The sequence below is a fragment of the Collinsella aerofaciens genome (genome assembly GCF_015554145.1).
Classification (GTDB): domain Bacteria; phylum Actinomycetota; class Coriobacteriia; order Coriobacteriales; family Coriobacteriaceae; genus Collinsella; species Collinsella aerofaciens_AA.
This window is the reverse complement of sequence record NZ_JADNHZ010000022.1, coordinates 1-24,074: the sequence shown is the minus strand read 5'-3', so window position 1 is coordinate 24,074 and position 24,074 is coordinate 1. Positions and strand designations below refer to the sequence as shown.

Below are 24,074 nucleotides of genomic sequence, written 5' to 3'. Positions count from 1 at the left end.
GATAATGCTTAACGCCCTAGGTAGTTAGCCGAATTCGAGCAAAAGGGAGGATAGGATGGCGATCGGAGCGCGTAAGCAACCGCTGTACGATCAGCTGGTCGATATTCTGACCGAAAAGATTGACCATGAATATCGCGCCGGTGACATGATTCCTTCCGAGCGCGAGCTTTCGGAGCGCTATGGTCTCTCGCGCACTACGGTACGTCTGGCTCTGCAAGAACTGGAGCGTTTAGGACTGGTGGTTCGGCAGCACGGTCGCGGTACCTTTGTGACCGACCGTTCGGCAAAGGCAACCAATCTTATGCAGTCCTACAGCTTTACCGAGCAGATGCGCGCGATGGGTCGCGACCCCGAGACCACGATTCTCGAGTTTTGCGAGATGGAGGCCGATAAGAATCTGGCCGAGCATATGGGATTGCGTATCGGTGATCGCATTTTTAAGCTCAAGCGCCTTCGTTCTGCCGACAACATGCCCATGATGGTCGAACGCAGCTATCTACCGGTTCGTCAATTTCTGTCCCTAAAGCGACCGCTGCTGGAGCGTAAGCCGCTTTACGATGTGATTGAGCAAGACTTTCAGCAAAAGATACGCGTGGCCGAAGAGGAGTTCTATGCGAGCATAGCCCGTCCCACCGATGCCCACCTTTTGGAAATTGTCGAGGGCTCGCCTGTGCTCGATTTGGTTAGGACTACGTATAACGAGTCAAACGAGGTTGTGGAGTATACGCTCTCGGTTGCTCGTGCCGATCAGTTTAAATACAAGGTTTACCACCAGCGTAGCGACTAGTGTTGGCATCGTTTCCATATGATGATTGTTTGTATTTAACTGGTTACTACCAGATAACCAACCGAAGTGTATAATTGCACGTCAGAGGATTACTTCTAGAGAGAGGTATTAGAAATGTTCGAGAAGAGTGTCGAGGAGCTCACCGAGCTCGGCGCCCAGATCACCACGGCCGAGATTGCTCAGCAGCCCGAGCTTTGGCGTGATACGCTCAACATCTATCGCGAGAACAAGGAGGCCATCGAGGCCTTCCTGGCCGAGGCTCGCGCTATGGGCGAAGGCCGTCTGTCCGTTGTCTTCACCGGTGCCGGTACGTCCGACTACGTTGGCGATACCTGCGCCCCGTATCTGCGTCACGCTGGTAACACTGATCTCTACGACTTTAAGCCCATCGCCACGACCGACATCGTGAGCGCACCGCGCGACTTCCTGCGCGCCGAGGATCCCACGCTCGTGGTTTCCTTTGCCCGCTCTGGCAACAGCCCCGAGAGCCTTGCCGCCGTTGCCGTTGCCAAGGAGCTCGTCCACAACGTCAAGTTCCTGAACATCACCTGCGCTCCCGAGGGTAAGCTCGCCGTCGAGTCCGCTGATGATCCCAATGCGCTGACGCTGCTCATCCCGCGCGCCAACGACAAGGGCTTCGCCATGACCGGTTCCTACACCTGCATGACCCTGCTCTCTACCCTCATCTTTGACGAGGCTTCCGACGAGCAGAAGGCCGAGTGGGTCGAGACCATCGCCAAGATGGGCGAGGAGGTCATCGCTCGCGAGTCCGAGGTTGCCGACTACCTCGCTGGCGACTTCAACCGCGTGACCTACCTTGGCTCCGGCTCCTTTGGCGGCCTTGCTCAGGAGAGCCAGCTCAAGATCCTCGAGCTTGCTCATGGCCTGGTTGCCACTTCCTACGACACCTCCATGGGCTATCGTCACGGACCCAAGTCCTTCGTCGACGATAAGACGCTCGTCTTCGTATTCGTGAACAACGACGCCTACACCCGTCAGTACGATATCGACATCCTCAACGAGATCGGTGGCGACAAGATCGCTCAGCACACCGTTGCCGTTCAGCAGGATGGCGCTACTGTCTACGAGGGTGAGTCCTTCACCTTTAAGGGCTATGAGGCGCTCCCCGAGGGTTACCTTGCTCTGCCGTTCGTGATGTTTGCTCAGGCTATCAGCCTGCTCAACTCCGTGCGCGTGGGCAACACGCCCGATACGCCGAGCCCCACCGGCACGGTCAACCGCGTGGTTAAGGGCGTGACGATTCACCCCTTCACCGCTTAATCGCGTCCCCCTGTAAGGGCGCCCGTCCGCTCATAACGGCGGGCGGGCGCTTTTTGTTTTACGTGAACTGGGTATAAGCATCACCACAGTCAACTGCTTTAGAAGCGAGGAGTGCATATGAGCACGTACGCAATTAAGGCTGACAAGTTCTTCTTGCCGGCAGGCCCGCAACTGGGCGGCTATCTTATGGTCGAGGATGGCGTCTTTGGCGCCTGGCAGGCCGACGAGCCCTCTTGCGAGATTAAGGACTACACGGGATCGTGGATCGCGCCGGGTATGGTCGACACCCACATCCATGGCTTCTATAACCACTCGACTACCGATAACGATCCCGAGGGCATCGATATCAGCTCGACCGAGCTCGCCCGTCGCGGTACCACCAGCTGGCTGCCCACGACGTTCACCGATGGCGTCGAGCAGATCAAGGATGCCTGCGCCGCCATCGCTCAGGCGGACGAGGGTCGCGGCCCCGATTTCTGCGGTGCTCGCATTCAGGGCATCTACCTGGAGGGGCCCTTCTTTACCATGAAGCACGTGGGCGCGCAGAACCCCGCTTATCTTATCGATCCCTCCGAGGAGGTCTTCGATCAGTGGCAGGAGGCTGCGGGCGGTCGCATCGTTAAGAGCGCCATGGCTGCCGAGCGCGATGGCGCCGCTGCTTATGCGGCTGCTCTGAACGCCAAGGGTGTGGTGACCAGTATCGGTCACTCCGACGCCACCTACGATGAGTGCATCGCCGCCATCAACGCCGGTGCCAGCTGCTTTACGCATACCTATAACGGCCAGCGCGGACTGCATCACCGTGAGCCCGGTGTCGTGGGCGCTGCCATGTCTACGCCCGAGACCTACGCCGAGATCATCTGTGACGGCAAGCACGTGAACCCTGCCGCCATCAAGGCGCTGCTGCAGGCAAAGGGCTGGCAGCATACGGTACTCATCACCGACTGCCTGGGTTGCGGCGGCATGCCCGAGGGCAGCTATACCAGTGGTGGCATGGACGTCATCATGAAGGACAACCTGTGCTGGCTCGCCGACGGCAAGAGCATTGCCGGCTCGGTGCTCACGCTTGCCCAGGGCGTCAAGAACATCGTCGACTGGGGCATCGCCAGCGCCGATATCGCCATTCGCATGGCAACCGAGGTGCCGGCACGCTCCGCGCACATCGAGGATAAGTGCGGCAGCATCATGCCGGGTCGCGACGCCGACTTTGTCGTGTTCGACCACGAGCTCACCCTCGTCGAGACGTATGTTGGCGGCCAGAGCGTCGGCAACGCCTTTACCGAGTAACGATAGAAAAAGACGGCGGGCCCGAATCTGCTCGGACCCGCCGTATGGGTTAAACGCTCAAAAGCACCTTAACAGTTACAGCTTGTTAGCGATCTTCTTTGCCGTGCGCTTAACGCCGGCCACAAGACCTCCTGCAGGATGCTCCTTTTCGTATGCTAGGCGCTTCTCGCGCTTGGCGTACTCTTCGACGATGATGTCGCCATACTCGTCTTCGATCTTGTCGAAGAAGTCGACGGCGCCTTTAATCTCTTCGGCGGTCGGGTGTCCCTTTTGGACACCGCCGGTGAGTTTGAACGGCCCCCACGTATCAAAGCCGGGGCAGCCGTAGACACCCATAAAGATGGCCTGCCTCATGCGGCAGATGCCATCGATATCCTTGCCGTACCACTTGTTTTTGCCACCGTAGGTCATAAGGCCAAATACCTTGTCCTGCGGCTGCAGCACGTTAGTGAGCACGCGCGCCATATCTTTGTCGATCTCGGAGTAATAAATGCCCGTGGCGACGCCGATCAGATGGTATTCGTGCAGGTCGGGGTACTCGTTTTTACCGAGTGACTTCACGTCGAGGGTATCGATTTCGGGGTGCGCCTCGACGATGGCGTCCACGAGCTTTTTCGTATTGCCGTGGTGGCGTGAGGCATAAAGGATGATGGTTCGCATAAGAAGGCCTTTCAGCTGTAATTGCATCAATGTCTGTATGGTACCCCGTTACATGGCCGGGATACCGGACGCATCGATGAGCGTGCGGGTTTGTTCTATGGTTAGGATTGAAACGGGCGCTTGCGTGAAATAAAGCAGTTGTTCGAAAGGATGGACAATGGAATACGCTCTCTCCAACGATTCGATTTCTATCAAGGTCTCCACGGCCGGCGGCTCGTTTACCTCGATTGAGGCCGGAGGTCGCGAGTACTTGTGGCAGGGTGATCCCACCGTGTGGTCCGGCCAGGCGCCGATTTGCTTCCCGATTTGCGGAGGCTTGCGCGACAACAGCGCCATGACGTTTGCCGGGCATCATGTAAAGCTCGCTCGCCACGGCTTTGCGCGCAAGCAGGAATGGAAGCTGCTGAGCCAAGGCGAGAACGAGTTGGCTATGTGCCTGGCTTCGGAGGATAACGCCGCGCTGCTGAGCGATTATCCGTATCCGTTTAGGCTCGTCGCCCGCTATACGCTCGAGGACGCCGCCGTGCGTGTCTCCTATGAGGTTACCAACGAGGGCACCGAGGACATGCCGTTCTTTATCGGTGGGCATCCCGGCTTTAGGTGCCCGCTCGATGAGGGCGAGGCCTATACGGACTACGAGTTGCGCTTTGAGAAAGAAGAGGCTGCAGAGCTTTGCACCGCTGTCCCTTCGACTGGCTTGATTGACGTGGACAAGCGCTCCAAGAACCCCATGGTGGGAAAGACGCTGCCCCTGTCGCACGAGCTCTTCGATTTTGCGGAGACCATCTTTGACGTGCTCGAGAGCCGCCAGGTCACGCTTTCCAAAAAGGGCGAGGACAAGGGCGTCCGCCTGAGCTTTGAGGGCTTCCCATATCTCATTGTGTGGAGCAAGCCCGAGGGTGATTTTGTGGCAGTTGAGCCTTGGGGCGGCCTTTCGACCTGCTCCGATGAGGACGACGTGCTTGAGCATAAGCGTGGCTGCCTTGTCGCCAAGCCCAAGGAGACCGTCGTTCGCTCGTTCACGATTGAGATTCTGTAATTCCGTTTTGTCGACTCGTATCGCGAGGCACAAGGAGCCTGCGAGATAAGGAGCTAAAAATGATCCTCACCGTTACGATGAACCCGTCCGTCGATACACGCTATCAGCTCGATGAGCTCATTATCGACGACGTTAACCGTGTGACGCCCGAAAAGACCGCCGGCGGCAAGGGTCTCAACGTGGCCCGTGTACTGGGTCAGCTGGGCGACGACGTTGTGGCAACCGGTCTACTCGGCGGCCACATGGGCGCCTACATGGCCGAGCTCATGGATGCCAACGGCATTAAGAATGATTTTGTACCCATCAAGGGCGAGACTCGCATTTGCCTTAACATCCTCCACGCCGGCAACCAGACCGAGCTACTCGAGAGCGGCCCGACGATTGCCCCCGAGGAGCTCGATGCCTTTACCGCCAAGTTCGCCGAGCTTGCGAGCAAGGCCGCTGTCGTTACCATCTCGGGTTCGCTGCCCCGTGGTGTCGAGGCAGGCTACTACGCCAAGATCACGGGTATTGCCGAGAACGCCGGCGCCAAGGTGCTGCTCGATACCTCGGGTGCTTCGCTCGAGGCCGCCCTTAAGTCCGAAATTAAGCCCGAGCTGGTCAAGCCTAACCTGACCGAGATTAACGGCCTTCTGGGCACGAGCTTTACCACCGACGATGTGGACGAGCTCCGCGCCGCGCTCGCCTCTGATGCCCGCTTCTCCGATATCCCCTGGGTCGTCGTGTCCATGGGCGCTGCCGGCTCCGTGGGCTTCCATAATGGCCGTGCATTCCGCGCCAAGACCCCCGATATCCCCGCCGTTAACGCTACGGGCTCTGGCGATTCGACCATTGCCGGCTTCGCGCATGCGATTGCTGCTGGCGCGGATGACGAGACGGTGCTGCGTACCGCCAACACCTGCGGCAAGCTCAATGCCATGGATCCCATGACTGGCCACTTGGTTATGGATCGTTGGGACGAGGTTTACAACGGCGTTGTCGTGACCGAGCTGTAGGAGCTTGTGCGCCGCCCCCGGCATCGGTTGCTTGCTTGTGGTTAGAGTTGACGGCAAGTGCGGTAGCATTATGCCGGGGCGCGACGCCGATGCTGTCGTGTTCAATCCCGACCTTACCCTGGTCGAGACGTATGTGGGTGGCAACAGCGTCGGTAATGCATTTACCGAGTAGCTGCCAAATAAACGATCCGAGAGGGGATTTAGATGATTTACGGTGCATTGGGCGATATCGAGGAATACCGCGGAATGCTCAAGGGCCTCGACGTGCTGATCGACTGGCTCGAGGAGAACGACCCGGCACAGCTCGAGGTCGGCAGCCATCCGATTTTGGGTGAGAAGGTCTTTGCGAACGTCATGTCTCCCACGACGCGTCCCGAGGCTGAGGCTCACTATGAGACGCATCAGCGCTATCACGACCTGCAGATCGACGTCGAGGGTCGCGAGGCCTTCAAGGTCGCTACGGGCAGCCTGACGCTGGTCCAGGAGTTTGACGAGAAGGACGACTATGATCTGGTCGATTCCGACGCCTCGATCGCCGGCGATCTTGCCGACGACAAATTCGCGCTGTTCGTTGCCGGCGAGCCCCACATGCCCACGCTCGAGTTCCCGGGCGATGGCGCACAGCCGGTCAAGAAGATCTGCTTTAAGTTGCTTGCCGACGCCTACTGGGAGGAGTAGCGAGCTGCTCGGCTGAGCTGTTCGTCTGATGGCGTGATTCCCCTAGGGAAATCACGCTAGGACCCCGCCAAACGGGTTTTCCCTAGGGAAATCACGTTTGGCGGGGTTTTCTGTTTTGAATAGGGAAGCCTCATTTATTTGCGAAGAACATCGGCTAGCCGCAGGATTGAAATCATCGACCGATAAGTGAGTTCCACTTTTTCGCCCGCAAGCAGTCGTTTCGAGCCAATCTCATCTAGCCCCACAAGCCGAGAAAACAGCGGGCCGCTCATCGTGCCCTCGTCAATTGATTCCCTTATGGTCTTCAAAACGTCCGTATCATGAAGCGATGCCGAGCTGTAGGGGGCAACACGAGCGGAACTCTCAATTAACGACGAGACAAAAGGATGGAGATGCTTTGGACATAGTCCATCAAACACCACATCCCCATTGTCGTTCGAGCCGACCAGGCGCCAAGTATAATGATCGACCCAGTCATCCCCGTCGTATATGGCGTTCATGAGCAACTTCCCGTCTAGAGAGAGAAACCTATTTGGACATCGGGGCGCAAGACCGCAATCCATATCGGGCCTGCAGCAGCTCCAACCCAACGCACCACATAGGTTCCCTTTCGTACATGTGTATCAATCTGCCCCGAAATGCCGGTGAATGCAATTCCAGACCCGTTTGTCGGATAGCAATCGACGTATTTTTGTTTTCCGCTCACAACCTTGTATAGATATATCGTTCCAGCAAAAGAGAAGGGATCGTTCGCAATTTTGTCCGGAAGAACTTGCCACCTCAAAATCCCGCTACCAATATGGTCAAGCTTGACCGTTCCGCCGTCCCCCTCAAAAGTGGCAAGGGGATTTACCCAAGACTGAGAGTCGGCATCGCCCTCCTTAGCAGTTATCAGCAGACTGCCCGTATAAGACTGCTGAGGCTCACCTTCAGGACAGACAGCCTTGGCCCAAGAAGGGCCACTCAGGCAGAACAGTCCGAGCAGCATCAATACCAACAAAAGAAAACCCTTAGTTCTTTTCATCTATATCCCCAACGTCTCTCGACATTTGTATATCGTGACTATTTTAGATCTATATGGCCAATTCGAGCCCTCACCATGGCAATTGTTGCAGCTGGGTTTCTTTTCATTAAGATTTCACTTTGGTAAATCCCCGCCCCTAAGCATTAAACCCGAAGTCCACCGAGTGGGCCGCTGTTGACGTGGCGATGCTTGGATTGGCGCGCACGCACTCAAAATCGGCAACAAAAAAGCCGCCCGAAGGCGGCTATCTTGAGCAATGGAGCCAGCGACCGGGCTCGAACCGGTGACCCCCGCTTTACGAGTACGTGAATTCGGCATTTGACGAGATGAGGCAAATTTCACTGAATTTAAAGGAAGTGCAGGTAGAAATAGGTAATTATTAATTATCGAGCTAGCTATTAGAATAATATTTCCCACTATTTTCACACTTATAGAGACTTGAAAGTGTGAAAAGTTTCGATTAGGCTTGCAGGCAAAGCCTTTAAAGCTTTGCCTGCAAGCCTAATCGAAAATCTAACGAGGGATATGATTGCAGGGATTGATAAAAAAGACCGCTCGCGGCACATCGGAATGCATCGATAAGAGCAAAGGCGTCTATCGGATTTATTTTTCCCTGGGAAAAGACCCGGAGACAGGACGGTACCGCCGTAGTCCGTCACGCAGGGTTCACTGCAGAAGCAAGAACCCGAAAAACTGGCCGAGTGAAGTCGCCAAGGCGCTGGAGGCCTATAGAGCTGAACTTGAGGGCACTTCCAACCGTGGCAATGGTCCTCTGGGCCTATCAGATTATGCGGACAGGTTTCACACGAACAGGGAGTCGACCATGGGATCACCTCTTGCTTATGAGCGTGAAGGTTTGGACATTCGTCACATACGCGAGCTGTTCGGTAATCCCGATCTCGATCGGCTTAAATCGGATGAGATTCGTGCCGTGTATGCCAAGGTTAGAAAAGATGGGCGATTCAGCGAGAGCGAAATTCGTCGCATCCACATCAAGCTTAAACAGATTATGGAGGACGCGGTCGATAACGACCTTGTAGGAAAAAACCCGTGCAGGGGAGTGAAGCTGCCCAAGCAGAATGTTGAGGCTCGTAAGGCGTTGAGCGCCGGGGAGGCCGCAAGGTTGCTTGCGGTCCTTTTGGAGGAGAAGCCGTCTCCCTTTATCACGTGCACAATGCTTCTGCTTCTCTGTGGCTTGAGAAAAGGAGAGGCCCTAGGTCTTTCATGGGAGGACTATGACCCTGACGCCAAGACCTTAAGGATAGTAAAGCAATACACGAATGACAGGAGGCTGAGGCCGCCTAAATCAAAGATGAGCAGGCGTAAGATCTCGGTTGGAAATGAGCTTGCCGATTATTTGGACAGATGGAAAGTCATCCAGCGAGATGAGTTCGATTCCTTTGCAGTGGGCCAGACCGGCGAAACGCCCATTGTCCATTCCATTGGGGTCGTCGATGCCGTTGACGGCAAACGGGCTTTTGTGACACGGATGGACGGACATAACTATTCGAGGGCGTTTAGGCTGTTCTCGGCGAAAAACGGCTTCGGTACTTTTGAGGAGAGCAGGGAAGTCGTTGGGAGTGACGGCGTCAAACGTACCCGCTATACGGGTTACAGCGGGCTGAAGCCTCATGAGCTGAGACATACGCAGGCGACTTTGCTCGTTGGTGCCAATGCGGACATTAAGACGATCCAGGCGCGTTTGGGCCATGCTAGCCCATCGACGACGCTGTCTATCTATAGCCACTTTATCGAAGCAAACGACCAGAAGGCTGCGTCAACGTTGGACGATCTTCTGAAAAAATAAAACGATAGGGCCCAATTGGGGCCCTATCGTTTTAACGGATTCGATTGATTACGGCATTATACGGAGGTGTCATTTCGACCGACTGATAGTATGAAGCGTCGAGAAGGTTAAAGTAGCAAATAATCGGTGCGGCAAGATGTTCCTCCATGTTGAGGTACTTGCCGTTATCGTCCGCCACGAGTTTCACTTCATCTCGACGGACGTCTTTCATTTGCGGCCATAATTCGGTCGCTTTCTCGAGCTTATCGTTCTTGTCGTACTGGCCGTCGTGAAAGAAGACGAAATGAGGGGCGCAGTATTTGGCTCCGCCGTGTATTTCGATCACGCTAACCTGACTGCATGCCTTTGCAGCGCCTTCGGGTTCCAAGAGGATCCAATCAGAAGGGAAGACTGCAAAATCGTCGCCACGGAGATTTACTCGTCTCATGCCCATGGTAACTTCGTCATCTTCGTACAGATTGGATAGATGCTCGTGGAGTGCGGAGAATTGCTCCTGTTGAAGGCGCTTTGATGCGACGGCCATCTTCTCGGATCCGTCGTGTCGCAGGCGGCTCAGCTCATCGTCAATCGACGAGACGCCTTGGACACAGGTCTTGTCTAGGGCACGCGCGACCTCGGGATCAAGTCTCATGATGAGCTTGAAGACAAAATCGATTGCCTCGCCGGGGGTCCTAATAGAATCCGATTTAGTATTGCGGAGGGACTCGATTTCGTCAGCCGTTTGGAGCTGAACAGTTGTTCCGACTTTAACTTTTTTCATCTTCATGCCTGATACTGGGAGACGTGGCATATTTCCTCCTGTCGTTTTTCATGATGTTAACGCAGGTAAGAAGGTATGTCTATGATTGTTTGATGCTAAGTTGAAAAAAGAATGAAAAAAAATTGAAGGATAACAATTAAAAGAATTAAACTGAGGTTCAAGCAAAAGCCTGACCAGCTGGATTGAAAGGGGTTATTTCGTTTTCGGTCATTGATTAAAAAGCCGCCCGCCCTTCCCTATCTAAGTTTGGCGACGAAGGGGGAGGGGCGAGCCAGCCTGAAAGGATTCTACCATGATTGTAGAGCCTGAACCGTACGCTGCCGTACAGGCATCACCGGCGGTTTCTTCTGATTCCAACTTGGGCCACGAACGCCTTCTTAGCATTTCAGATGTGAGTAAAATGACTGGGCTCAGCCCAGTCACCGCATCGAAGTTTATGAAGGAAAGCGGGCGTGCGATTGCGCTGCATCGCCGCGTTTATATCCTCGAGTCCAGCCTTTTTACTTACCTTCACGAGCTGGAGGTAAGCAAACCATGCCGCTAGTGAAGTCCATGAACGATGGCTTGGATAAGACCGCCCTTGCTATTCTAAGCAATAAGCCCCTTGGGCATATTGAGCACCGTGCGCTCGATGCTCTTCTCGGCGGCGTGCGCCAATATCTGTGCATTGTGCCGGGTGGCCCTGGCACTGGCAAGACTACCTTTATGCATCAAGTTGGAGATTGCTGGGCTATTGCTGGCCATCCGGTTGTAATTTTCGAGGGCGAGCTCGCCCGTGCGAGTATGCTCGCGAAGAGCTTGACCCGCATTTCCGGCGGTGAGCTTACGTATGAGGATATGTACAGTGGTGATATGTCCGTAGGAAAACGTGAGCAATTTGACAGGTCGGTCGAAATCTATGCACGCAGTATTGCCGAGCGCATGTTCATTATTTCTGGTGAAATCAAAAATGCGGGGATGCGGAAGGCGATTGAGGAAGTTGCCGATAAATATGGTGAACCGCCTCTAGTCATCGTCGATTACGCTCAAATCGTCTCTTTGCCTCAGGAGCTGCGCATTGCCGACGAGCGTATCGGTCTCAAGCTCGTTGCATCAGAACTTCGTCGCATTGTGGATGAGGTGCATTGCCCGCTGTTCGCAATCTCATCGATAAACCGAATGAATTACGATAAGCAGACCACCGGGCTTCAGGCAATCGCGGGATGCAATATGTTTGAGTACTCCGCCGATTTAGTTATGTCACTCTCAATAAAAGGTGACAAGCCTGAAGAGCGTAACGCCAACATGCTGCTCAAAAAACGGCCTGTTATTGCTTCGGTAACAAAAAACCGTTACGGCTCCTGCGGCGTTGTCGAGTTCGAGTTCGACGCCCCGGCGGCAACGTTCAGCGAGGTCGGTTAATCATGGAGCCCGGGCCGCGCATCGGCGGATACCGGGCTCCCAATCCGTGCCTTTCGTCCGACGAGCTCGCGCGTGCCGAGAACAGGGACCTTCCTTTGCTCTCGCCAGCCGAGCTCATTTGGGAAAGGAAACGCCTGCTCGACGCTCTTGATGTTTATAGAGAGCAACGGCGGCCATACCGTATATATCTCGGCAGCTTGCCGGGAGTTCCCTTCGATGCCTGGGCGAGGGCGAGGATTGGGCGCATCGGTCAGATGCTTCAAACAATTTCAAAGAAATAAAGGGAGCGGGGCCGATGCGTCGGTCCCGCCCGGATTGGATGGTTATGACTTCCATGAATGCGCATATCAACGTACGGATGAGTCAGGCGCAGCGTAAGGCAATCGAGGAGAAGGCGGCGGCCATGAACATGCCGGCCTCCTCCTTCATGCGCGATGCCGCCCTGCTCTGCGGCGAGAAGCCGGTCAGGGTCGCCGACACGGGGGAGCTTGCCGGTATCAGGACCGAGTTGAAGAAGATCGGCACGAACCTCAACCAGGCGGTCCGCGCCCTCAACACCTACGGGTCCGACCCGGTCGTTCTCGACAACCTCAACCGGGCGACTTCAATCGTCTCGACCGCGGTGGGCTGGGTCAACGACCTGCTCTCCCGCGCAAGGGGTTAGGTGATTCACGTGAAGCAGAAGCTGGTCATGGCGCTGGTTTTTGCGGCGCTGCTTACCGCGGGGTTTGCGCCTCTTGTCGCCATCCCCTTCGAATGTGTGGTCCTCGGACTTCCGATCGAGCTCAGCTCAATCGGATTCGCCCTGAGCGCGGACAGCATCGTCTGGTGGTGGATCAACGTGGCGCCTCATTGCATCCCGGGCTGTCTCGCCTCGTTAGCCCTGTTCCTGTCGGTATACATGCTCATGCAGCTATCGGCTTCCTCGAAGGAGCGGGCCGCCGATGGGGGCGTGCTCGGCGAGGCGCGCGTGAAAGCGGGGCCCGAGGCCGTCCGGGGCTCAGAGATTTGGGATGGGCGTGGACAGCCGAAAAGCAGGGGATTCGTATATGGCTACGAGAAGACGTTATTTGGCTCCAAGTATCTGTTCGAGCCTAGGCGGCATATGTTCCTCGACGGTTCAACTGGCGCAGGAAAATCCAGGTCGCTTCTGATTCCGACAATCGACCTGCTGACGTATGGGGTGAATGATGGGGAATCGAGGCCGCAGACCATCATCGTGTCCGACGTGAAGAGCGAGCTCATCGAGTTGACGGGCGACGAGCTAGAGCGTCGCGGCTACCGGGTGCTTCTGCTGGATGCCCAGCACCCCGAGAGGAGCGACACGTTCAATCCCCTAGAGATGGTAGACAGGCTCGCGAGCGGGGGAGACCTGCCGGGGGCGGAGCAGGCCGCGGACGCCGTCGCCCGTACGCTCATCGCCGGGGAGAGCGATGCGAAGGCGAGCCACTGGACGGAATCCGCGCGGTCGCTGCTCGCCGCGACGATCCTTCTGGCCGTGCTGGACGAGGGCTGCCCGCGGAGCTGCAAGCACCTCGCGACGGTCTACCACATCATATGCTCGGGAACGGAGGGGGCCGGCGAAGACCCATGCGAGCCGCTGAAAGGCCTGTTCCGAGCCCTGCCGCAGGGGCATCCTGCCCGCTCGCGTGCCTCGCAGTTCATCTCGAGCGGAGGCAACGAGCTGAGGAGCATCGTCTCCACGCTCAAGGTCAACCTTAGGATTTACGCTTCGGCGCCGATTGCGCGCATGACCTCGGACGATGATATAGATCCGAGGAGAATCCTGAGCGAGAAGACCGCGCTGTTCCTTCACGTGATGGACGAGGGCTCCCCCTACAACGCGATCGCGGCGGTCCTGTTCGAGCAGCTTTATGCTGCCGTATATTCCATCGCGGACGCAGCCGGCGGAAAGCTGCCACGACCGGTGTCCATTCTCGGTGACGAATGGGGGAACCTACCTAAGGTCGAGTGCCTGCCGAGCCTCCTCAGCCTCGGGCGCTCGTACGACCTGTTCTGGATGGGTGCGGTCCAGAATATCTCTCAGCTCAACAAGTACGGCGAGCGCGACGGACGGAAGAAGATCCTGGCGAACTGCGGCGTCAAGGTCGCCATGAAGCTGGGCGAGGCCGAGGACCGCCAGTATTTCACGGAGCTTGTCGGAAAGACGACGCGGCACACCATGGGAACCAGCTCGAGCAGGGGGCCCTCGGGCGGCACGGGTTCTACATCCTACAGCGAGCACGCCGACGACCTGATCCATCCCTGGGAGTGGACTGAGATGTCCCCCGACAAGGACGGCGTGATCGTGGTGAAGACCGCGGAGAACGGCGTGGGCAGGGAACATGCGGGGTGCTTCCGAGCTCCCGTCTGCGATTGCACGCGGATGCCGACGAAGGAGCACTTCGATCTGGGGACGCGCGAGCACGAGGCGGCCAAGAGGATGGAATACCAGGCCAGGTTGATATCAAGACAAATGGGTCGGGAGGACGGCGTCGATCTCTGGACTCCCGAATTTGAGGGAGACGCCGCGGAGCCGCCTGTTGCCGACGGATGGTCCGGCCTCTTCGTCGACTGACAACGGCTTTTGAAGGGAGTTGGAAAATGACCGCAATCAAGCAGACGAGCGTCATGAGCAGGGAGCACCTCCAAAACCTCAAGCGGTATTTCGATTGGGACAGGGAGAAAGCCCTGGACCACGATACCCAGCACATCATCGATGAGGACCGATGGTTCGAGGAAATGGACGCTACCCGGGAGGCGGCCGGGCACAACCGGCCCGGGAAGCAGGGCGCAAGGTGCACGTACATGCAGCATCAGGTGATCGGCTTCAACCCGGACGAGTGCTCCTGCAACGGCGGGCCGATGACGCCCTCGCGTTGCATGGAGTACGCGAGGGACTACATCGCCAAGCGCTATCCCAATCAGGAGATCGTGATTGTGCTGCATGAGGAGAGGTGCAGGTCGGATGGATCGGCCCGATTCGCCGCTCACCTCGCCATCAATAGGACGGACCTCGAGACTGGGCGGCGCCTGAACGACGGGCCGGCGAGGGCGGCGGCGAAATCCCGCGTGAGAACGGTGAAGGAGCTCGATACGGAGTACGGCTTGAGACAGCTCGAAAGGGGCCTCTCGAACTCGAAGGTGCACGCGCGCCAGCCCGGCCGCGAGGAGCGCGAGATGGCAAAGAAGGGGAGATCCGACAAATCCGAGAACGCAAGAGTCCGAGCGATTATCGCCCGGAGGGCAGAGGAGGTCGGGAGGCTCAAGAGCTGCCCCGACCGCTTCAGGGAGTTTGCAAGGAGGTTGGAATCGGATGGGATTGAGGTCGCCCGATCCAAGCAGGGCGCGCTGCAATACCGCTATCACTCGGCGTCTCTCGGCAAGACGAGGAAGATTAACGGCGCGAAGCTCGGCTACGCCGTTAACCGCTCGACTGGGCGGATCATGAGGTTCACGGCAAGGGGGGTCGAGCTTGCCATGCGGGCCGCGTGGGAGCTGGCTCGCGAGGGTGTGGATGACGAAAGAGGCCGGGACTGACTTTCATATCTGAGGTCCGTGCAACAGCCGGTAAGCCTGTTGCACGGTTCTGCGGGAGCGACTTTGGAGCGGTTCGCACATCCCGGCTTCGGCCGGGCAAGATATTCCGTTGCACGGAATACATATCTTGCATGCCCCGAGAAGCGTAGGCCGAACCGGCCGGAGTGCAACGGGACAGGTGAGCGGAGGCGCAGTGATGGCGACCCAGGGGAGCCATCGAACGGAGCCGGAGCGAGAGCCGGCGGGGCGCGACACGGCGGGGCGATCGCGAGTTGAAGCCGAGTGATTGTCCCGCCGTTCACGGCCCGCCGGCGGCGGCCCGGGGTTCCAAGGGGACTCGTCCCTTTGGCGCGAAGGGGTCCGGGGATGGCGCGAGACATCCCCGTGAAACGCCGCGACGGGCACGCCCCTGTTAGCGTCAATCTAATTTTCACCAGTTTCACTAATCAAACGCGCCGTTAGCGCAAAGGCGGCTTCACCGCTTGCGCTAACGTATTTTCACCGATTCCGGTCACGCCCTGGCGGGTCCGTCCCTCGGCAGGTCCTTCAGCCTGTAGGACCTGCCGGCTATCTTGACCAGGTGGCAGTGGTGGCACACCCTGTCCGCGATCGCGCTCGCCGCCACGTCATCCCCGAACACCCTGCCCCAGCCGCCGATCCCCACGTCGGCGGTGATGATCGTCGAGCGCTGCTCGTAGCGCGTCGATATCAGCCGGAACAGCAGGTCCGCGCCCGCGCTGCCGACGTCGAGGTAGCCGAGCTCGTCGATGATCGGCAGCCTCGAGTGGGCGTAGTACCTGAGCCTCTTCTTGAGGATGCCGCGCGACGAGGCGTCCTCAAGGCCCTCGACGAGCCGGGCGCAGTCCACGAACCTGACCTCGCGCCCCGCCCTGACCGCCTCGATGCCCAGCGCGACGGCGAGGTGCGTCTTGCCCACGCCGGGGCTTCCCACGAGCAGGACGTTCTCGGCCCGCTCCACGAACCTGAGGGTCGCGAGCTCCTCGATCTCGGCGCGAGGGACCGACGGCTGGAAGTCCCAGTCGAAGTCCGCCAGCCCCTTGACGTAGGGGAACCCCGACGACCGAATGCGCTGGTTGGTGATCCTGACCTCCCGGGCGGCGACCTCGACGCGCGTCATCTCCTCGAAGGCGGAGGCGAAGCCCCGCTCGCCCGCGGCGACCATCCTCACGTAGTCGGGCAGGGACGCCGCCATCTCGTGCAGCCCGAGCGCGGAGAGGTCGACCTCGCCAGGTCCATTGCGCGCCACAGCCGCGGCCTTGGCGACCTGTCGTAGCATTCGCTGCCCTCCCGCAGACGGGGCACCGCAGCCCGAAACTCGTCCACGGCCTGACGCCGACGATTATCCTGCCGCCGTCGATGCTGGCGTACTCGATCACGGTGTGGACCAGCGCGAGCGCGCGGCTTAGTATCCTGTTCATGCGTCAGGGCCTTTCCGGTAGGTTGATGTAGCAAGCGAAATCCTACCCTGCCCGGCGCGGAAACGGCCCCCTCTCGGGGCCGTTTCCCTTATATGCGGAACTTTTCTGCATCCACCTGCGGAAAAATTGATGTCTCGCCCACAGAAACTACCGAAGAGCCTAAAATCGGCTCATATTCAAACAGACACAAGGAGGGATTAATTATGGAATGGAGCTTTGACGAAATAAGGGGATTTATCCCGAAATCGATTTCTCTCCCATACTCAAGAGAGGAAAAGAACGGGTACCGCTCTGTTCTAACCGGACGCGATGAGCTGAACTATATCATGTTGAACGGAAGCGGGAGCTACATCGTCTCTCTGTGCGATGGTAAAAACACCGTCGAAACAATCCTTAATCGGATGTGCGACAAGTTTCCAGACGCCAATCCGGACATGCTCAAATCTGACTTAGCCTCGGCAATGAGAGGTTTCAGCGTATCGAGACTAATAGGATGGGTCAAAACTCCGACCGAAAATGGCACACCCATTGCCGATGAGATTTGCGTGGACAATGGGACCCATATACGGCTTGCCCAAGAAAACGATATTCGCCTGATTTGCTCCCTGGCAAGCCAGGCGAGCTCATCAGAACCAGAAAGTCCCACAATTGTCTACGGTTGGCCTCTTTCCGTCGAGCAGTATGAACGACCGCTAGAGGTGCGAAACGGATTGTTCAATCTGAGCAAGGAATTTTTCATTGTATATGAGTCAGGGAGACCAACCGGTCTACTCGGCCTCGCCCCCTCCAGCAATCCTTTACTCAGATACGCAGACATCTGTCTTCTTTTGTGCCCCGCAAGCATCGCCGTTCAATGTATTGCCGCTGCGGCCAGTTTCTATCGTCAAGAATTTTGCGATGTTCCCAATTTTTTCCACCTGAACCTAACCAGCAAGGAAATTGCATCAAACGAAGGAATTCGAAATCTTATCAATGAGCCAGAATTCACTTGCGCTGGCACTTTTCCAGGTGAGTGCAGCGACGGCGACTGCATGAATGTATACTGTTTTTCAGAAGTCTGTTAAGAGGAACCATGGGACGAGTTTCGGAAAACAAGTACACCAACGTTCTCAGAGCGCCACATCACGTCGCCCTTGACATAACAAACAAGTGCAACTTGAGATGTCTGCACTGCTATAACAGCAGCGGCGAGAATGAGGTCATGCACGACGAGTTGACCTCAGATGAACTTTTTGTTTTCGCAAAGGAAATGGCAGACATGTCGCTTTACAGCATGTGTTTCTGTGGAGGAGAAACCTTGTTGCGCAGTAAAGATATCTTGCGCTGCCTTCCCATATTGCGAGATGGGAATGTTGCAGCGAGCCTGGTAACCAACGGGCTTCTCCTCACGGAATCCCTTCTCCGAGATTTAGAAGATTCCGGACTCAAAAGCATCCAATTTAGCCTAGACGGCATTGGGTCAGCTCACGATAGGCTGAGGGGACATGAGAGAGCCTTCGAAATCGTCGAAGAAGCAGTTGCCACCGTACTCAACCATTCCGATTTGCACCTTGCTATCGCATTTACGCCCACGTCGTTCAACACCGAACAGTTTCCCGATGTCATCTCACTATTAGATGAGATTTTCACCAAATCTAACAGGCCGAAGAGGACGCCGGGTGACTTTATCGAACTACGTGTCCAACCCCTCATGGTTTTGGGCCGTGCGCGAAAGAACACATTTATTAGACCGGACTATTCCCAATACCGTACGTTGATTCACGCCATTCAAGAGGACGACTTCCTTCGGAAGCACCCGAATGTCCGACCGCAATGGGGCGACCCCGTCGACCATCTAATTCGCTTCTCTGATAACCGATATCTATTAGATCAGGTTTCAGTGCACGCAAACGGCGACATCGTCGTTTCTCCGTATATCCCGTTAGTGGTTGGCAACATCAGAAACCACCCTCTTGAGGATTACTGGAACAACGGACTTAGCTCAATTTGGTCCACAAAACTGGTTCAAGACCTCTGTAACCACATGTGGACCATTGACGACATGGAGCGTATGTCCGACACAATTTGCGATATAGATATGGGAGGTGATCTACACGTTGACCTGATTGATGATACCGCGGATGAACTGTTGAACTCATCGTTGAAGGAGATGTTGGGTTAAATGTACGAGAAGCCCGTAGTAGACAACATGAATCCGACCAGAGCATCGACTCTTGGAACGGAAACTTGGTTCGACATGTATTACATCGTGTGGGGAGCAAATGTGGCGGTCGGAGTCACCGCAGTTGGAGCCTATGAACTGGTCCTCATCACTTTTGCCGCAGCACTTCCCCTCAGCGAGCAAGGTGGCCAAGACGAGCAATGAGTCCTGAAGAGCTAAGATCATCCATTGGCGGCATGGTAGGAGGAATCTGCTTTCTCGTTGTCGGGGTGTTAATGGTAAAGACCGGCAATCCCGGCCTGATTCACAGTTACCATATCGCTCATATTCCAAGCGAGAAGATTCCTCTTGTTGCCAGATTGGTCGGACTCGGAATAGCGTTGACTGGAGCCGGTCTCGTTCTCGCGGGCATCATTGCCTTTGCGTCCCAAATCCCATTATCGGCATCGGCGGCTTTCATTCTGCCGCTCATCATAATCTTTGCCGGTCTTGGCGTCTCCTTGCTAACGATCGTAGTGTTCACATTTCGACCATGGTCATAATGGATTTCCTATTGCATGAAACTTCAGGCGCATGCCCAACAAACAATGCAAAAAATTACAGCTTTAGTCGGACGGCTGTTTTATTTTTCAGCCGTCCGACTGCCGTGCGCGGCCTATTGATCGAACATAAAATTCCCGTTTCTATGAGGATCCAGCTCGCAAAGACTCTCTATGGAAGCGCTCGTGCCGATTAGTCGCCGCTTCGTTTCCACCGAACCGCGGTGTAAGGTGTCATCAGTTGGTATTTCATACCTGATAGATTGGGGCCATTCTTGATTCGGTACGTCTTATCGAAGTTTAGTAAAACAAAGGGTGCTTTCACGTTCATTGCCATCACGACGATTGGAATCGCCCTTTCCTATGCCGCACCATATGTGAACGGAAAGTTCTTAGATTTCCTTCTTGCCAATCGCAGCGAGAAGGATGCTGTGCTTTTTGCGCTCCTCGTAGCTTCAATAGGGGTCTTTTCTGCCTTATTTTCATATTTTGCAGGAACGTTATCTATCCGTATATCCACAAAGCTTTCTTTTGACCTACTCAGGGAAACCGTCTTGCGCTTTGAGCGAGTTAATTTTCTGACGAACCGAACAACCGACTCAGCCTATACGACGCAAAGGATTTTCACTGACTCAGGTGTTGTTTCTTCTTTCGTTCTAACAAACTTTATCAGCGCTCCCCTGTCTGTTGTCGCCATTCCTTTCGTGTTGCTCGTCATATGGTCGGTTGATCCACTCCTCGCACTATTCTCCATCCTCCTTCTTGTGGCATATCTCTTCGTTATTACCGGATTGCGAAAGCTTCTATATAAAGTCATGTACGAGAAGAAGGAGGCAGATAGCGCTTTCTATGCCGTAATAGCATCGCAGTTGAATCAGATTCTCAACATTCAGTTAACGTCTTCATACAATAAAAGCGAGCTAGCACTTGACACCGGATTTGAAAAGTATTTTCCAAAGGTCTTGCACTCGGGAAAGCTCTCATTCTCACTAACATCGATTGACAGCCTTTTTGCTGCCGTGTTTCAAGCGATAATACTCATCGTATCCGGAGTGCGAATCATCAATGGAACCATGACGATAGGCGAATACACCATCGTCGGTGCATATTTTGCCGTCCTATTTAAAACCTTGAAAAACACGATGAACCTGTTCAAGTCCTATCAGGATGCCAAGGCTTCGTGGGACAGGATGAGCGCCATGGGAAAGGTAGGACCGGAACCAGAGCAAGATCAGACAGGTTTAGTCAAGATTGACACAATAAATCGCATTTCTGTTTCCAAGTTGGATTTTACGGTACCCCTTCCAGACGGATCTCCCCGAAAGGTTCTTGACGGATTTTCCTTCGATTTCTCCGGCCCTGGAACATACTGCATAACCGGAGAAAATGGAAGAGGAAAAACGTCGCTCCTTTACCTGCTCCTTGGGCTGTATCCGTCGGCAGGCAAAGTAACATACAACGACATGCCGATTGAAAAATGCAATTTGGATTACATACGTTCAGACACGATATCGTGCTGCCCCCAACCGTGCTTCGCTCCAGATGAGACGGTTCGGGACCTGTTGGATTATTTCAACACCCCATTTTTTACAAAGCACCAGCATATGAACGAGCTACCGTCGTTGACAACCAGCATAGAGGGCTTGCTTGAGAAACGTTGTCCTGAACTTTCGGGTGGTGAGCTGCGCCGTGTATACTTGTGGTCGGCAATTTCCCGTAATCCATCAGTCTTGGTGCTCGATGAGCCTACAACTGGATTGGATGAAACAAGCCGAGCCGAACTCGCTTCGTATGTCAGAAACAACAAATTGAAACAGCTCATTATCATTGTTTCACATGATAATGAGCTGGCAAATGCAGCGGAAACGATCGTCAGTCTAGATAACGCGTCACACCGTTGCGCAAATCGATAGGACCGCATCGAGTCGCAGCAATTGCAGAAGGCTAAGCTATAATGATTGCCCTTTACCCATGCGTATCTCAAGGCCTTCGATGATGATCCTTGATACCGTGGTGTTGTGTTCCGCCGCGTAGGTGCTCATCTCTTGCTTCTGCTCTTCCGTAACCCAAAAGGTGATGCACTCCCCTTTCTTGCGACTTGTCGAATCCCCTTTGTTTCGTGTGTCTTGATTACCCATGAGGGTCATGCTCGCCTCTCCAACGGGCATGACGCGGCGAGTTGGCTTCTTAATTGCCACCGTAAATCTCCTTATCCTCCTCGATACCCTCCTTCACCTGTTTGAGTAATTGTCCTCTTTGACACCGGCGATATTGCGCTTACACACCGTCCGCTCACATCCCGAATATTGCCGTTCGGCACCGCCGATATTCCCGTCGGCACCGTCCCCCTGGTACGTTCCGGCTGTCCATGCAGCCGAGACCAAGGAGGTACAGCATGGCGAGAAGGATAAGGGCCAGGGAGGCCCTCAGGCTCCGTGCGTCCGGCCTGTCGCAGAACGCGATAGCCCGCGCGGCGCACATTGATTGGAAGGCTGTATGGACGTCAGGCTGCTTGGAAGGAAAAACGAGGGCGAGGGCCTTGGGGTCGCTGTCCCCGTTGATTCAGCTTTTGCAGAGCTAAGAGACAAGAGCGATGAACAGCTGGTGGAAGCCCAGAGATTTTTGATTGACTTTATGAAAAAAGTTGCTCGGCTAAAGGGAGTGAGAATTGATCGGCCCCATTTCCTCCGCTCGGAGCTGAGGAGGAAGGGTGTCCATAAAGATGTCGTCGAGTTTGCCGTGGAAACGACCCCCGTTACCGCCGGAATCGATGTGGGCCTGATCGATAGAATTGCTAGAGAAATAATTGATTTTGAGACAAAGAAGTCGACGACCCTTTCCTTTGCGGCAGGTCTTCCCGGTGGCATCGCGATGGTGGGCACCATTCCTGCCGATATTACGCAGTATTACGTGCATGCATTCAGGATCATGCAGAAGCTGGCATACCTGTATGGTTGGCAGACCTTCTTTGAAGAATGTGACGACGTTGATGACGAGACTCTCTACGAAATGGCAGTGTTGCTCGGTGTGATGATGGGTGTAGGTAGCGCGAATTCGATGCTAACCGTAATCGCCAAAAACGCCCAAGAGGCGGTCGCGAAAAAGGTCGCTCGCCAGTCGCTAACCAAGACCAGTTGGTATCCGATCCTGAAGAAGCTCTTGAGCTTCATGGGTATCAAGATAACAAAGCAGACGGTGGGGGATGCCGCTGGCAAGGTTGTTGTGGGCGTCGGTGGCGTAATCTCTGGTGCTATCACCTTTATGGGTCTTTCAAAGGGGTCGGCGCGCTTGTGTAGGCAGCTTAAGTGCTTGCCGCAGGCAAACGAGCGGATTCCTGGCACTGGGTACTATGAAAAGGATGAGGCCGCGGTTGCCAAGAAGAGGATTGACGTAGCGGAACCCCTCTTTATCGAAAAGTTCGGATTTACTCCCATATTCTACGGCTCTATTGTTGAATATGCTGACCGGCTGGAGGAGTCACTGGCGACTGGAGAAGCGAAGCTGGATGCATATAATCCGGACGTTCTTCTCTGATACTCAGCGGAATTAGGCTATGCGTAACAGGATTGTTGTTCGATCTAATGTGAACGTTGGATGATGCTAACTATTTATGGAAAACAGTTAAAAAAGTTTTTCACCCCTTTTTCACTCCTCGGAGAAGGAGGAAAGAGACGCGAAAACAAAAAAGCTCAGAAGCAATTACGCTTCTGAGCTGCACTAATGCAATGGAGCCAGCGACCGGGCTCGAACCGGTGACCCCCGCTTTACGAGAGCGGTGCTCTACCAACTGAGCTACGCTGGCGGCCATGTGGTGACGCAAGTGAGGCGTCAACGGCTGTCTATGATACGGGACATCGCACATCCGCGCAAGTGTTCTGACGGCTTTTCTCACTTTAAATGCACTAATATTGGAGACGCGATGTCTTGCTCTTACGGGTCTCAAACAGAATGGGGCTGCCATGGCTCAACCCAGGATCCTTCTTACACGTATCGATGACCGTTTCATTTACGGGCATGACGTTGAGCTGTGGAACGAAGCCGTGGGTTCCAACCTTGTCCTAATCGTCAACGATGAAATCGCGGCGGATTCGCGCCAATGGGCACCCATGAGGGTCGCGGCGCCAGAAGGCGTTTGGACGCGGTTTTTCTCGGTGCAAAGGACCGTCGATATCATTCATACCGCAACGCCGCGTCAATGGATCCTGATTATGGTGGCCTCACCCGCCGATGCGCTCGCGCTGGTTAAGGGCGGCGTGCCAATAACCAAGATCAGCATCGGCCATATGCAGGCGGGGGAGGGCAAGCGTTCTGTGACGCCTACCGTTGCCGTAGACAATACGGACATCGCCGCCTTCAAAGAGCTGCAAGCGCTCGGCATAGAGCTAGAAATCCGCTACCTCCCCAGTTCCGCCCCCGACCCCATCGGCAATCTGTTCAACTAATCCTTGGGGACGGAGGAAAACGGATCATTTTGCCCTTGCGAGGGACGCGTGCGATGTCGCCTGTCAAAAACTATGCCCATTTACTACGTTTGATCGGCTATCGCCGAGCATGTCGAATTTGAGAAAAACAAAACCGCAGGTAGACGGCTCGCGAATTGGTACCGTCAAGATTCTTTCGCAAATTGATCGAGGCGGCCTCGGCCCCGCCTTGCTCTAGCCCTCCGCCTTCTTGCT

26 protein-coding genes and 1 tRNA gene are annotated in these 24,074 nt (G+C 55.4%); 20 read left to right on the top strand and 7 right to left on the bottom strand.

Annotated elements, in window-relative coordinates:
- Window positions 1-55 precede the first annotated feature (55 nt).
- From I2E13_RS08845 to nagA, 3 genes are all read left to right on the top strand, one after another.
- Window positions 56-787, top strand: a complete 732-nt coding sequence (locus I2E13_RS08845; protein ID WP_117564750.1) for a GntR family transcriptional regulator — start codon at window positions 56-58, stop codon at window positions 785-787.
- Window positions 788-901: 114 nt separating this feature from the next.
- Window positions 902-2,068, top strand: a complete 1,167-nt coding sequence (gene agaS / locus I2E13_RS08840; protein WP_117640368.1) for an SIS domain-containing protein — start codon at window positions 902-904, stop codon at window positions 2,066-2,068.
- A 117-nt stretch (window positions 2,069-2,185) separates the two neighbouring features.
- Window positions 2,186-3,355: an N-acetylglucosamine-6-phosphate deacetylase gene (gene nagA, locus I2E13_RS08835; RefSeq protein ID WP_022094606.1), complete on the top strand. Its 1,170-nt coding sequence runs from the start codon at window positions 2,186-2,188 to the stop codon at window positions 3,353-3,355.
- A gap of 75 nt (window positions 3,356-3,430) precedes the next feature.
- Here the strand turns inward: nagA and I2E13_RS08830 are convergent, their stop codons facing one another.
- A complete protein-coding gene (locus I2E13_RS08830) occupies window positions 3,431-4,015 on the bottom strand; it encodes a flavodoxin domain-containing protein (protein WP_118372965.1) in 585 nt (194 codons plus the stop codon).
- A 157-nt stretch (window positions 4,016-4,172) separates the two neighbouring features.
- On the opposite strand from I2E13_RS08830, the gene I2E13_RS08825 reads away from it, so the two are divergent.
- From I2E13_RS08825 to I2E13_RS08815, 4 genes are read left to right on the top strand one after another with little or no spacing between them, the layout of a single operon-like run.
- Complete coding sequence (locus tag I2E13_RS08825; protein WP_089572398.1) at window positions 4,173-5,054, top strand: aldose 1-epimerase family protein; 882 nt, start codon at window positions 4,173-4,175, stop codon at window positions 5,052-5,054.
- A 59-nt stretch (window positions 5,055-5,113) separates the two neighbouring features.
- Window positions 5,114-6,049 carry a hexose kinase gene (locus I2E13_RS08820; RefSeq protein WP_117648435.1) on the top strand — a complete coding sequence of 312 codons (936 nt, stop codon included), beginning with the start codon at window positions 5,114-5,116 and terminating at the stop codon, window positions 6,047-6,049.
- A 37-nt stretch (window positions 6,050-6,086) separates the two neighbouring features.
- Entirely contained in the window at window positions 6,087-6,221 is a 135-nt protein-coding gene (locus I2E13_RS11130) for a hypothetical protein (protein ID WP_255413760.1), read from the top strand.
- Window positions 6,222-6,253: 32 nt separating this feature from the next.
- Window positions 6,254-6,727, top strand: a complete 474-nt coding sequence (locus I2E13_RS08815) for a YhcH/YjgK/YiaL family protein (RefSeq protein WP_089572396.1) — start codon at window positions 6,254-6,256, stop codon at window positions 6,725-6,727.
- Window positions 6,728-6,861: 134 nt separating this feature from the next.
- Here I2E13_RS08815 and I2E13_RS08810 read toward each other — a convergent pair whose 3' ends face one another.
- Together I2E13_RS08810 and I2E13_RS08805 are read right to left on the bottom strand one after the other, a co-directional pair.
- Entirely contained in the window at window positions 6,862-7,227 is a 366-nt protein-coding gene (locus I2E13_RS08810) for a hypothetical protein (protein WP_117766459.1), read from the bottom strand.
- Between the two features lie 14 nt (window positions 7,228-7,241).
- Window positions 7,242-7,751 (bottom strand): hypothetical protein, encoded by a 510-nt coding sequence (locus I2E13_RS08805; RefSeq protein ID WP_117766461.1) that lies wholly within the window; start codon window positions 7,749-7,751, stop codon window positions 7,242-7,244.
- Window positions 7,752-8,574: 823 nt separating this feature from the next.
- Here I2E13_RS08805 and I2E13_RS08800 point away from each other — a divergent pair.
- On the top strand, window positions 8,575-9,558 hold the full coding sequence (locus I2E13_RS08800) for a site-specific integrase (RefSeq protein ID WP_195404854.1): 984 nt from the start codon (window positions 8,575-8,577) through the stop codon (window positions 9,556-9,558).
- A gap of 31 nt (window positions 9,559-9,589) precedes the next feature.
- Here the strand turns inward: I2E13_RS08800 and I2E13_RS08795 are convergent, their stop codons facing one another.
- Window positions 9,590-10,318 carry a hypothetical protein gene (locus I2E13_RS08795; RefSeq protein WP_195404853.1) on the bottom strand — a complete coding sequence of 243 codons (729 nt, stop codon included), beginning with the start codon at window positions 10,316-10,318 and terminating at the stop codon, window positions 9,590-9,592.
- Window positions 10,319-10,610: 292 nt separating this feature from the next.
- Here I2E13_RS08795 and I2E13_RS08790 point away from each other — a divergent pair, with 292 nt between their 5' ends.
- From I2E13_RS08790 to I2E13_RS08770, 5 genes are all read left to right on the top strand, one after another.
- The gene (locus I2E13_RS08790) at window positions 10,611-10,862 is read left to right on the top strand and encodes a hypothetical protein (protein ID WP_195404852.1); all 252 of its coding nucleotides are present in this window, start codon (window positions 10,611-10,613) and stop codon (window positions 10,860-10,862) included.
- Window positions 10,853-11,719: a DnaB-like helicase C-terminal domain-containing protein gene (locus I2E13_RS08785; RefSeq protein WP_195404851.1), complete on the top strand. Its 867-nt coding sequence runs from the start codon at window positions 10,853-10,855 to the stop codon at window positions 11,717-11,719. Before I2E13_RS08790 ends, I2E13_RS08785 begins: the two co-directional genes overlap by 10 nt.
- A gap of 325 nt (window positions 11,720-12,044) precedes the next feature.
- Window positions 12,045-12,383, top strand: coding sequence for a plasmid mobilization protein (locus I2E13_RS08780; RefSeq protein ID WP_195404850.1), 339 nt, complete (start codon window positions 12,045-12,047; stop codon window positions 12,381-12,383).
- Window positions 12,384-12,392: 9 nt separating this feature from the next.
- A complete protein-coding gene (locus I2E13_RS08775; RefSeq protein WP_195404849.1) occupies window positions 12,393-14,297 on the top strand; it encodes a type IV secretory system conjugative DNA transfer family protein in 1,905 nt (634 codons plus the stop codon).
- A gap of 26 nt (window positions 14,298-14,323) precedes the next feature.
- Window positions 14,324-15,259, top strand: coding sequence for a relaxase/mobilization nuclease domain-containing protein (locus tag I2E13_RS08770; RefSeq protein WP_195404848.1), 936 nt, complete (start codon window positions 14,324-14,326; stop codon window positions 15,257-15,259).
- A gap of 511 nt (window positions 15,260-15,770) precedes the next feature.
- Here I2E13_RS08770 and istB read toward each other — a convergent pair.
- Window positions 15,771-16,556 carry an IS21-like element helper ATPase IstB gene (gene istB, locus I2E13_RS08765; RefSeq protein ID WP_195404847.1) on the bottom strand — a complete coding sequence of 262 codons (786 nt, stop codon included), beginning with the start codon at window positions 16,554-16,556 and terminating at the stop codon, window positions 15,771-15,773.
- Window positions 16,557-16,901: 345 nt separating this feature from the next.
- Here istB and I2E13_RS08760 point away from each other — a divergent pair, with 345 nt between their 5' ends.
- The 5 genes from I2E13_RS08760 to I2E13_RS08740 all read left to right on the top strand — a co-directional run bounded on the left by I2E13_RS08760 (window position 16,902) and on the right by I2E13_RS08740 (window position 21,311).
- On the top strand, window positions 16,902-17,762 hold the full coding sequence (locus I2E13_RS08760) for a PqqD family protein (RefSeq protein WP_195404846.1): 861 nt from the start codon (window positions 16,902-16,904) through the stop codon (window positions 17,760-17,762).
- A gap of 8 nt (window positions 17,763-17,770) precedes the next feature.
- Window positions 17,771-18,859 (top strand): radical SAM protein, encoded by a 1,089-nt coding sequence (locus I2E13_RS08755; RefSeq protein ID WP_195404845.1) that lies wholly within the window; start codon window positions 17,771-17,773, stop codon window positions 18,857-18,859.
- Complete coding sequence (locus tag I2E13_RS08750) at window positions 18,860-19,063, top strand: hypothetical protein (RefSeq protein WP_195404844.1); 204 nt, start codon at window positions 18,860-18,862, stop codon at window positions 19,061-19,063.
- Window positions 19,060-19,401, top strand: a complete 342-nt coding sequence (locus I2E13_RS08745) for a hypothetical protein (RefSeq protein ID WP_195404843.1) — start codon at window positions 19,060-19,062, stop codon at window positions 19,399-19,401. Before I2E13_RS08750 ends, I2E13_RS08745 begins: the two co-directional genes overlap by 4 nt.
- 272 nt (window positions 19,402-19,673) lie before the next feature.
- Window positions 19,674-21,311, top strand: a complete 1,638-nt coding sequence (locus I2E13_RS08740) for an ATP-binding cassette domain-containing protein (protein ID WP_195404842.1) — start codon at window positions 19,674-19,676, stop codon at window positions 21,309-21,311.
- A gap of 36 nt (window positions 21,312-21,347) precedes the next feature.
- Here the strand turns inward: I2E13_RS08740 and I2E13_RS08735 are convergent, their stop codons facing one another.
- Window positions 21,348-21,596 carry a hypothetical protein gene (locus tag I2E13_RS08735; RefSeq protein ID WP_195404841.1) on the bottom strand — a complete coding sequence of 83 codons (249 nt, stop codon included), beginning with the start codon at window positions 21,594-21,596 and terminating at the stop codon, window positions 21,348-21,350.
- A 298-nt stretch (window positions 21,597-21,894) separates the two neighbouring features.
- Here I2E13_RS08735 and I2E13_RS08730 point away from each other — a divergent pair, with 298 nt between their 5' ends.
- Complete coding sequence (locus I2E13_RS08730; RefSeq protein ID WP_195404840.1) at window positions 21,895-22,932, top strand: hypothetical protein; 1,038 nt, start codon at window positions 21,895-21,897, stop codon at window positions 22,930-22,932.
- 192 nt (window positions 22,933-23,124) lie between these two features.
- Here the strand turns inward: I2E13_RS08730 and I2E13_RS08725 are convergent.
- A tRNA-Thr gene (locus I2E13_RS08725) sits at window positions 23,125-23,200 on the bottom strand.
- A gap of 157 nt (window positions 23,201-23,357) precedes the next feature.
- Between I2E13_RS08725 and I2E13_RS08720 the strand changes: the two genes are divergently transcribed.
- Window positions 23,358-23,840, top strand: a complete 483-nt coding sequence (locus I2E13_RS08720) for a PTS system mannose/fructose/N-acetylgalactosamine-transporter subunit IIB (RefSeq protein ID WP_117862758.1) — start codon at window positions 23,358-23,360, stop codon at window positions 23,838-23,840.
- The last annotated feature ends 234 nt before the right edge of the window (window positions 23,841-24,074 follow it).

Coding starts and splice junctions, on each gene's coding strand:
- I2E13_RS08720 (WP_117862758.1), top strand. CDS start 23,358: ATGGCTCAACCCAGGATCCTTCTTACACGTATCGATGACCGTTTCATT.
- I2E13_RS08820 (WP_117648435.1), top strand. CDS start 5,114: ATGATCCTCACCGTTACGATGAACCCGTCCGTCGATACACGCTATCAG.
- I2E13_RS08755 (WP_195404845.1), top strand. CDS start 17,771: ATGGGACGAGTTTCGGAAAACAAGTACACCAACGTTCTCAGAGCGCCA.
- I2E13_RS08780 (WP_195404850.1), top strand. CDS start 12,045: ATGACTTCCATGAATGCGCATATCAACGTACGGATGAGTCAGGCGCAG.
- I2E13_RS08825 (WP_089572398.1), top strand. CDS start 4,173: ATGGAATACGCTCTCTCCAACGATTCGATTTCTATCAAGGTCTCCACG.
- I2E13_RS08815 (WP_089572396.1), top strand. CDS start 6,254: ATGATTTACGGTGCATTGGGCGATATCGAGGAATACCGCGGAATGCTC.
- istB (WP_195404847.1), bottom strand. CDS start 16,556: ATGCTACGACAGGTCGCCAAGGCCGCGGCTGTGGCGCGCAATGGACCT.
- I2E13_RS08845 (WP_117564750.1), top strand. CDS start 56: ATGGCGATCGGAGCGCGTAAGCAACCGCTGTACGATCAGCTGGTCGAT.
- nagA (WP_022094606.1), top strand. CDS start 2,186: ATGAGCACGTACGCAATTAAGGCTGACAAGTTCTTCTTGCCGGCAGGC.
- I2E13_RS08805 (WP_117766461.1), bottom strand. CDS start 7,751: ATGAAAAGAACTAAGGGTTTTCTTTTGTTGGTATTGATGCTGCTCGGA.
- I2E13_RS08830 (WP_118372965.1), bottom strand. CDS start 4,015: ATGCGAACCATCATCCTTTATGCCTCACGCCACCACGGCAATACGAAA.
- I2E13_RS08800 (WP_195404854.1), top strand. CDS start 8,575: ATGGGATCACCTCTTGCTTATGAGCGTGAAGGTTTGGACATTCGTCAC.
- I2E13_RS08745 (WP_195404843.1), top strand. CDS start 19,060: ATGAGTCCTGAAGAGCTAAGATCATCCATTGGCGGCATGGTAGGAGGA.
- I2E13_RS08795 (WP_195404853.1), bottom strand. CDS start 10,318: ATGAAAAAAGTTAAAGTCGGAACAACTGTTCAGCTCCAAACGGCTGAC.
- agaS (WP_117640368.1), top strand. CDS start 902: ATGTTCGAGAAGAGTGTCGAGGAGCTCACCGAGCTCGGCGCCCAGATC.
- I2E13_RS08810 (WP_117766459.1), bottom strand. CDS start 7,227: ATGAACGCCATATACGACGGGGATGACTGGGTCGATCATTATACTTGG.
- I2E13_RS08730 (WP_195404840.1), top strand. CDS start 21,895: ATGGACGTCAGGCTGCTTGGAAGGAAAAACGAGGGCGAGGGCCTTGGG.
- I2E13_RS08750 (WP_195404844.1), top strand. CDS start 18,860: ATGTACGAGAAGCCCGTAGTAGACAACATGAATCCGACCAGAGCATCG.
- I2E13_RS08760 (WP_195404846.1), top strand. CDS start 16,902: ATGGAATGGAGCTTTGACGAAATAAGGGGATTTATCCCGAAATCGATT.
- I2E13_RS08770 (WP_195404848.1), top strand. CDS start 14,324: ATGACCGCAATCAAGCAGACGAGCGTCATGAGCAGGGAGCACCTCCAA.
- I2E13_RS08790 (WP_195404852.1), top strand. CDS start 10,611: ATGATTGTAGAGCCTGAACCGTACGCTGCCGTACAGGCATCACCGGCG.
- I2E13_RS08785 (WP_195404851.1), top strand. CDS start 10,853: ATGCCGCTAGTGAAGTCCATGAACGATGGCTTGGATAAGACCGCCCTT.